The organism is SAR324 cluster bacterium, assembly GCA_015232315.1.
GTDB lineage: Bacteria > SAR324 > SAR324 > SAR324 > NAC60-12 > JADFZZ01.
Map to the genome: position 1 here is coordinate 42831 of JADFZZ010000037.1, position 6783 is coordinate 49613.

11 protein-coding genes are annotated in these 6783 nt (G+C 44.1%); all 11 read left to right on the top strand.

The genetic code is table 11. The features are described from left to right. Nucleotides 1-232: 232 nt before the first annotated feature. On the top strand, nt 233-487 hold the full coding sequence (locus HQM11_18205; protein MBF0352972.1) for a type II toxin-antitoxin system prevent-host-death family antitoxin: 255 nt from the start codon (nt 233-235) through the stop codon (nt 485-487). Then, nucleotides 480-740, top strand: coding sequence for a Txe/YoeB family addiction module toxin (locus tag HQM11_18210; protein MBF0352973.1), 261 nt, complete (start codon nt 480-482; stop codon nt 738-740). Before HQM11_18205 ends, HQM11_18210 begins: the two co-directional genes overlap by 8 nt. A gap of 114 nt (nt 741-854) precedes the next feature. After that, nucleotides 855-1610 carry a class I SAM-dependent methyltransferase gene (locus HQM11_18215; protein MBF0352974.1) on the top strand — a complete coding sequence of 252 codons (756 nt, stop codon included), beginning with the start codon at nt 855-857 and terminating at the stop codon, nt 1608-1610. A gap of 53 nt (nt 1611-1663) precedes the next feature. Next, on the top strand, nt 1664-2221 hold the full coding sequence (locus HQM11_18220) for a hypothetical protein (protein MBF0352975.1): 558 nt from the start codon (nt 1664-1666) through the stop codon (nt 2219-2221). Between the two features lie 99 nt (nt 2222-2320). Further along, nucleotides 2321-2608: a FliM/FliN family flagellar motor switch protein gene (locus HQM11_18225; protein MBF0352976.1), complete on the top strand. Its 288-nt coding sequence runs from the start codon at nt 2321-2323 to the stop codon at nt 2606-2608. 76 nt (nt 2609-2684) lie between these two features. Continuing rightward, on the top strand, nt 2685-3008 hold the full coding sequence (locus HQM11_18230; protein MBF0352977.1) for a YbaB/EbfC family nucleoid-associated protein: 324 nt from the start codon (nt 2685-2687) through the stop codon (nt 3006-3008). Nucleotides 3009-3036: 28 nt separating this feature from the next. Continuing rightward, the gene (locus HQM11_18235; protein MBF0352978.1) at nt 3037-3369 is read left to right on the top strand and encodes a 4a-hydroxytetrahydrobiopterin dehydratase; all 333 of its coding nucleotides are present in this window, start codon (nt 3037-3039) and stop codon (nt 3367-3369) included. A gap of 216 nt (nt 3370-3585) precedes the next feature. Then, entirely contained in the window at nt 3586-4203 is a 618-nt protein-coding gene (locus HQM11_18240) for a TetR/AcrR family transcriptional regulator (protein MBF0352979.1), read from the top strand. Continuing rightward, nucleotides 4200-4601, top strand: a complete 402-nt coding sequence (locus HQM11_18245) for a nuclear transport factor 2 family protein (GenBank protein ID MBF0352980.1) — start codon at nt 4200-4202, stop codon at nt 4599-4601. The genes HQM11_18240 and HQM11_18245 overlap by 4 nt, the downstream gene beginning before the upstream one ends. Before the next feature lie 116 nt (nt 4602-4717). Next, a complete protein-coding gene (locus HQM11_18250) occupies nt 4718-6313 on the top strand; it encodes an NAD(P)/FAD-dependent oxidoreductase (GenBank protein MBF0352981.1) in 1596 nt (531 codons plus the stop codon). Between the two features lie 208 nt (nt 6314-6521). Beyond that, nucleotides 6522-6783: DUF3782 domain-containing protein (locus tag HQM11_18255; protein ID MBF0352982.1), on the top strand; the 262-nt coding region annotated here is incomplete at its 3' end.

A 6783-nucleotide genomic window follows, 5' to 3' on the forward strand; every position in this document is an offset into this window, starting at 1 on the left:
TGACCCTTGCATGGGTTCTCTAATTCATTGAATTTACAAAGTGTATCGGCTTACGTTGATAGCCGTTTTTTTCAAAGTTCGGCGTTCCCCACAAAAACCTGAACTCACCGTTCGATTCAAAATATATCTCCCTGTATTCATGATAACCTTTGTTGTTTATGTACAAAATGTTGGACATATTACCAAACAATGATTATACATGTACAATAAACCTTACAATAAGGAGGATATTATGAGAGTTGTCAATTTTAGTGAGGCAAGAAACAATTTAAAATCGATTCTGGATCAGGTAGTAGCTGATGCGGATTATACGGTAATTACTCGTCGAGATTCTGAAAACGCTGTAGTGATGTCCCTGGACACATTCAATAGTTATATGGAGACGGTACATCTTCTTCGCTCACCAGCCAATGCGGCCCATTTAGCCAAATCAATTGAACAATATAAAAATGGAATCATTCAAGAAAGAGAATTGATCCATGAGTAGAAAATTAGCCTGGACTGATGAAGCATGGGAAGGATATCTCTATTGGCAATCTCAGGATAAGAAAACATTAAAACGGATCAATAAATTGGTTGAAGATATTAAAAGACAACCGTTTGATGGGATTGGAAAGCCTGAAGCATTGAGGGAAAATTTATCGGGATTTTGGTCTCGTCGAATTGATGATACCAACCGATTAGTATATGCAGTGGATGAAATTTATATTACTGTGATTTCATGCAGATATCACTATTAAATTACATTAAAAAATCGAACAAGTCGTTCGAGACGGATTGCTTACAATGCGCGTTGCTCCGTTTCAGCAACCGGTGACCGATATGTGTTCGCCCAACAAAGAAAGAGAGATTCAATGGATGACTACACGCTTCTGATCGACCTACATAAACAAGGTCATCGGCAAGGTCCAGGCGGTGATGCAGAAACAGAACAGGCTCTCAACCTCTCAATGATCAACCGTGATGCTCCGCTGAAGATTGCGGATATTGGTTGTGGTACAGGTGCGTCCACTCTTCTGCTTGCAAAATTTTTGAAAAAGTCTCATATCACCGCGGTGGATTTTCTTCAGGACTTTCTGGATGTTCTAAACAAAAAAGCCGAAATCGCAGGAGTTGCAGACCGGATATCCACACTTACACGCGCCATGGATGACTTGCCATTCGCCGATGAAGAATTGGACGTCATTTGGTCGGAGGGCGCCATTTATAATATTGGCTTTGAGAAGGGCGTACAGGACTGGCGGCGTTACCTGAAGACAGACGGTCTCCTCGTTGTTTCAGAGATTACATGGATTTCGGATTCCCGGCCTGCGGAAATTCAGACTCATTGGGACAACGAATATTCCGAGATCAATTTGGCCTCCGCCAAAATCAGGGTTCTGGAGAAGCACGGTTACTCACCCATCGGATACTTTGTTTTGCAGGAACACTGCTGGCTGGAAGAGTACTATCGCCCAATGCAAGCCAGATTCGATGATTTCCTGAGTCAAAATGGCAACAGTAAAGAAGCATGTGAGATTGTGGCCGCCGAACGACACGAAATTGATCTTTACGAAAGAAACAAAGCTCACGTTAGTTACGGGTGCTATATTGCAAGAAAACTGAGATAGAATGGCGAACAAAGATGACAACCACACCGATAATGTTCTTTTCCTGAGGTTCCATGCTTGATCTTATCCTGGATATTCTGCCATTTGTTGTTTTTGTGATTGGAAAACGATGGAAAGGACTCAAGGAAGGTATTCTTGCCAGCCTTTGTTTTGCCTCGTTGGCTTTGATTTATCACGGTATCACCAACGGTTTGGGGCCAGTGTTTATTTTTGTGCTGGTTTCATTGGGACTGTTTCTGCTGATGGGCTGGATTTCCTATTCAAAACAGAATGAAGTCATTTTTAAATTACAGCCAGCTATCGCGGGAGGTGTGTTTGGTGTCATTTTGCTGATTGCGTTTTATGCTTTTGATTATTCTGTGTTGTTGGAACTCATGAAGGACATGGGACAATACATGCCTCCTGAATATCAGGGAACACTGGATAATCCCCAAATGAAATCCGTGCTGTATTTTCTGTCACGAAATCTTGGCATGGGTTTGCTGATTCTTTCAGGCTTCATCACACTCGCGGCCTACAAACTGAGTGATTGGTGGTGGTTGACATTTCGTTTTGTGGGATTTTATGTGGTGTTTTTTATTGCTATGATCTATGCCTACCAGACCCCATAATTCTAACCCGCACTCTGAATAGCAACTATGCCTGAATCTACAAAATCCGGGAAATCACCTCTGTTTCAGGATACCCAAAAGGCCCTGAAAAAATTTCTGATGCCTGAAAACAAAGATGATTCACCGTTCCATACCTTGAAATTTGTGGAAGATCTTCCTCAGCGAATTCAGGTGGAAGTGGCTAGAACCCAACTAAAACTCAGAGACATCCTTGCATGGAAAACAGATTCTGTGGTAGCGTTTCCCAAAATTATTGGTGAACCGATGGAAGTCCTGATTGGTGAGCGCTTGATCGCAAGGGGGGAGGTGGTGGTGGTCAATAACCGTTACGGCCTGCGTATCAGTGAAATCACTCGACTGGATGAAAAACCGGGATCCCGCAAATAACCCGTTGTATACCAAGGTTTTCGTGTGTTTCTGGAAACCTCACTTTCCTTCAAAATTTGTTGTTCAGGAGATCATTATGTTTGACATGGGCGAACTGTTAAAAAAAGCACAGGAATTGTCACAAACCATGCAATCCCAACAGGAAGAGCTGGCACATAAAACCGTCAATGTTTCTGTTGGTGGCGACATGGTCCGCATGACTTTCAATGGGAAACAGGAAGTCAAAGCCATCACCATTGATCCTGAGGTGGTAGATCCTAATGATATCACAACCCTGCAGGATCTGATCATGTCCGCAATCAATGAAGGCGTCCGCCAAAGTCAAAAACTGGCACAGGATTCATTGGGACAACAATTGGGAAATCTTGCCGGAATCAAAATTCCAGGCATTAACAGTTAATGATTGAATAAAGACACAGGAGATCACCATGGGTGGATTGAGCCAGAAACAATGTGTTCCCTGTCAGGGAGGAGTCCTTCCACTGCAAGGAACAGAACTACAGCAACTCCTGGGCCAACTCGATAGCCAATGGCAACTGGTCGAAGAACACCACCTGGAAAAAGAATACCGTTTTCCAGATTTCAAATCCGCTCTTGATTTTACCAACAAGATTGGTGCGCTTGCAGAGTCAGAAGGGCATCATCCCGACATTCATCTGGCATGGGGACGTGTCAAACTGGTCTATTGGACTCATAAAATTGAGGGCTTGACAGAAAGTGATTTCATCATGGCCGCCAAATCAGATATGTGTTTCACCTGAAAAGCTTGTGTGTCTGGATCTAACCGCACACACATTTCCCTGTTTTCCCGCCATCCCCAACTAATCACACAAATCTCCTGAGAACCCCGGTTTCATTGTGAGTCCGGGGTTCTGCCCCGGTTGAATTGAATTTTGAGAAATGGATGATAAAAAACTGGACAAGAGAATAACACTGTTATACTAAGATAACGCCGTGATAAAAATTGGGAGGTGAGGATGGAACTCAAACAGGAAAAACTAGACAACAAAGCGCAACTCAGACAGCGAATTCTGGATCAGGCAAGCCTGCTATTGACGGAGGAAGGCCCCCAGGCCCTGTCAATGCGAAAGTTGTCAAAACAGGTGGGCGCCTCGACCATAGTTTTGTACACATACTTTCAAAACAAACAGGATATTTTCAATGAGCTTTATCTCGAAGGATTCGCTCGTCTGCGTCAGGATCTCGAAACGGTTCCTGTACATGAAAATCCGTTGGAGTATGTTATGGATCTGGGGCGTGCATACCGCAACAGTGCCGTGAAAAATCCTACTTATTATCAAATAATGTTCAGCCAAAGTGTCCCAGATTTTACGCCACCTCCAGAAAGTCTGGAGAAAAGTCAGCAGAGCTTTAATGTCCTTGTCAAGGCCGTCCAGCGTTGTCGTGATGCCAACATCCTCAAACCCGGTGACGTTCTGGAAATTGCCCAGGTTTTGTGGGGAACGTTGCATGGCATGGTCAGTCTGGAACTGTTCGGATATTTTTCCAGCAAAAAATCAGGAAAGGAGCGACTGGAGGAAGCCATGCTGATTCTCAAAGAAGGACTCATCCACATCGAAGGAGAAACTATATGATCACAATTTGGCACCAAATGATTAAGGAACGAAATATCAGTCAGTTAAACTCAATATTGTCTGAGGATATTGTGTTGCACTCACCCATTGTGCATACACCGCTTGAAGGCAGAAAAATTGTGTCGCGCTATCTGACAGCAGCTTTTCACACATTTCTCAATGACAGTTTTCACTATGTACGAGAGGTGATTGCCGAGTCAACCGCAGTTCTTGAATTCACGGTTGAACTCGATGGTGTTTTCGTGAATGGCGTTGATATGATTTCGTGGGACAATGACGGCAAAATTGTAGATTTCAAAGTCATGATCAGACCGTTGAAAGCCGTTAATCTGATTCATCAAAAAATGGGAGCCATGCTGGAAAAACTGGAGCAGAATCAAGCCCTGTCATTCCAGTAAGAATTTTTCTCTGAAAATATAAAATTCCTGAGTGTATTTGATCAAAGGGTGGCTCTGACTGAAACTATTTTCACAAGGGCTATCTGTGTTGATTCACCTTAACTATATGAGGTTTCATGGGAGCAACCGCCTTTAAAAAAGCAAAACTCGACAGTCATTATGATGTGATCATCATCGGATCAGGAATCAGTGGTTTATGTGCGGCCGCACTGCTTGCCAAAGCAGGTAAAAAAGTTCTCGTCCTAGAAAAACATTATACCGCGGGAGGTTATACTCATACCTTCACACGAAAAGATTATGAATGGGATGTGGGGGTGCACTATATTGGCGAAGTGCATCGGCCTCAATCGATTCTCAGACGGATCTTTGATGATATTTCTGAAAAACGACTGCAATGGGAACCCATGGGTGATGTGTATGATCGTGCCATTTTTCAGGATAAAACCTATGATTTTGTTGCAGGTCTTCCTCAATTCAAAGAAACCATGAATGGTTATTTCCCCAAGGAAACAAAGGCGATCCAGGGCTACATTGACAAAGTATTTGAACTCAATCAAACCACCCGCAATTTTTTTGCGACAAAAGCCATGCCGCCTTTGCTGGGACAACTGGCCTCACCATTGATGGCAAAAAAATTTCTCAACCTGGCCAATCAGACCGCAAAGGAAGTCATTTCCGGTTTGGGCAGCAGTCCTGAATTGATGGGCGTGTTGTGTACCCAGTGGGGCGATTATGGATTGCCACCCGCTGAAGCGAGTTTTGCGATTCAGGCCATGATCTCCAAACATTATTTTGATGGAGGAAACTATCCTGTGGGTGGTTCTGCCAGCATTGCGGAGTCTATTATCCCAACCATTGAAAAAGCTGGCGGTCAGGTGCTGATACGTGCGGGTGTCAAGGAAATTGTGATTCACAAAGGCAAAGCTGTTGGAGTTCAGATGGAAGATAACCAAATACTCAGGGCTGAAGCGATCATCAGCAGCACAGGCATCATGAACACCTTCAACAAATTACTGCCTGCTGATAATTCGCGGTTGGAACCAATCCGTAAGAAAATCAGGCAACACGTTCGTCATTCCGCGGGACACATCTGTTTGTATATCGGGCTCAAACAAACAGATGCTGAACTCGGACTGACAAAACCCAATCTCTGGATTTTCCCGGACTATGATCATGATGAAAACATCAGGAAATACCTGAAGGATCCTACAGCGGATTTCCCGGTTGTTTATATTTCTTTTCCATCCACCAAAGATCCTGACTGGAACAAACGTTATCCCGGACGTTCCACCATTGAAATTGTCAGTTTCACGCCTTATGAATGGTTTGAAAAATGGGAAAACACCCAATGGTACAAACGTGGAGAAGACTATCTGGATTACAAGGAAGCATTGTCGCAGCGGTTGCTTTCCGTGTTGTACAAGCATGTCCCACAGGTGCAGGGAAACATAGACTGCTATGAATTGTCCACGCCGCTTTCCACCAAACATTTTTCCAATTATGAACGTGGCGAACTTTATGGACTCGACCACACCCCGGAGCGTTTCCGGCAATCGTGGTTGAGACCCCAGACCCCTATCAGGAATCTGTATCTCACAGGACAGGATATTGTCACCGATGGTGTGACCGGTGCCTTGTTTGGCGGAGTACTGACGACCATCTCATTGCTCAAACGCAATGTGCTTGGCGAGATCATGTCACGAACCCGATAGCTCAGAAACAACAACGTCTTATGTTTCAAACAATGTGATCAACTCCATCCACCTTGGGGAAAAATGAAACTGTGTTGTTTCTAATTTTCCCCGCACCCCTGCTATGCCAGTAGTTTCTTGTTTGTAAAACTGGCTTGCCCAAAATCATGTTTCTTGTCAAAATGTCCCAAAACCACGGTTTGAATAAACTATTCTGAAAAAGGGACGTATGACTGATCAGGAACTCAAGGATCTGGTGGCCAGTCTGGCACAAGATCATAAAGCACTACGGGAAGCACAACAAGCAACCGACCGGCAAATGAAAGAAACGGACCGACGTCTGACTGAGCTGTCGAAAAACATAGGAGGTTTGAACAACAAGTTTGGCAGTTTTACGGAAGGCATGGCCTTGCCTTCGATGAGCAAGGTGCTAACCAACCGGTTTCAAATGAATGTGATCGCCCCGAATGTCAAGGTTCGCAAAGGCGGAG